The organism is Komagataeibacter kakiaceti JCM 25156 (assembly GCF_000613305.1).
Genome location: NZ_BAIO01000568.1, coordinates 1 through 1,363 on the forward strand (window position 1 = coordinate 1; position 1,363 = coordinate 1,363).

General features: G+C 66.0%; 1 protein-coding gene. It reads left to right on the forward strand.

Annotated elements, in window-relative coordinates; genetic code table 11:
* The coding region (locus JCM25156_RS16650) for an ATP-binding protein (RefSeq protein WP_025814011.1) at positions 1-1,011 on the forward strand (1,011 nt) is incomplete at its 5' end.
* Between the last annotated feature and the right edge of the window lie 352 nt (positions 1,012-1,363).

Consider the following 1,363-nt stretch of genomic DNA (forward strand, 5'->3'; position numbering starts at 1 on the left):
CTGGGCGCCATGACCAATCTCATGTGCCGGGGGCGCAAGCGCGGCCTGGCGGGCGTGATCGCCACCCAGCGCCTGGCCAAGCTGGCCAAGAATGTCGCCGCCGAGGCGTCGAATTTCCTCATGGGGCGCACCTTTCTCGATATTGACATGCTGCGCGCGGCGGACCTGCTGGGCATGGAGCGGCGGCAGGCGGAAAGCTTCCGGGATCTGGAGCGCGGCTATTTCGTGGCCCTTGGCCCGGCGGTCTGCCGCAGGCCGCTTACGGTGAAAATCGGCCCGGTCGAGACCGAAAGCCGCTCGGCCGGTCCCAGCCTCATGCCCTTCGCGCCGCCGCCCGTGGGTGAGGAGATGCGCGAACTCATCCTGACCCCGGTGCCCGAACGCGAGGGGCCGGCGCGGCCCGTGCGGAATTTCAGCCCGCCGCCCGATATTCTCGCCCAGCTTGCCGCCCACGCCGAAACCACGGTGGTTGACCCCGTGGCCGAGGAAGCGGAGGCCGCCCCCGTGGATGCCGCCGCGCAGAAGCAGCGTTTTATCGAGATCCTGACCGACATCCTGCGCGATGAGGATGCAGGCTTCCGCCCCGTGCATGTGCTGTATCAGGACTTTCTTGTCCGCTGCCGGATCGAGGGCATGGGCCGGGATGCGCTGGACATGCCGCGTTTCCGCCGCCTGCTGGCCGTAGCCAGGGCCGGGGTGGACAGCGAAACGGCGCAGAGCGACCAGTGGCGGCAGGCCGAACGGATGGCCAGCGCGCTGCCAGACGATATTCAGGGTATTTTCCTGCTCATCGCGCATGCGGCGATCCAGACCCTGCCCTGCCCACCGGATAGTGTGATCGCCCGCACCTATGGCACCCATTCACTGGGGCGCGCCCGGCGACAACTGACCTATCTGGAGGAGCAGAACATGATCGTGCTGCGTCATGACGGGCTGGGACGACGTAGCGCCGCGATCATCGGCCCCGGCTGGGAAACCGCCCCGGCCCTGCCCGATGGCCCGGCGGTCTGATCATTCTTTCCGCTGCCAGACAAGGCAGTTTCTGGTAAAGCTTTTATTGTTTTTCAACAGCCACTTATGGACCGGTGACCTGAAAACAGCCTTGGGATGTGGAGGCGGACGGCCCGGATGTCCGCCCGCTGAAAAAGTCATGATGGTCAATAAAAAACCTGCCTTCTTGCGAAGGCAGGTTTTTTTATTTCAGCCCGTGGGGCGCGTGATCAGCGCTTCCACCAGCCGGTGCGTCGTGGTGTTGCCGGGGTGGCGTCGCCCTCACCGGACGGGGCGGAAGCTTCCGCCGTGCCTTTAGGGGCCGCCGTATCCGCCGCGGCGCTTTCGTCATCGGCCTTGCGGCGGCGACGGG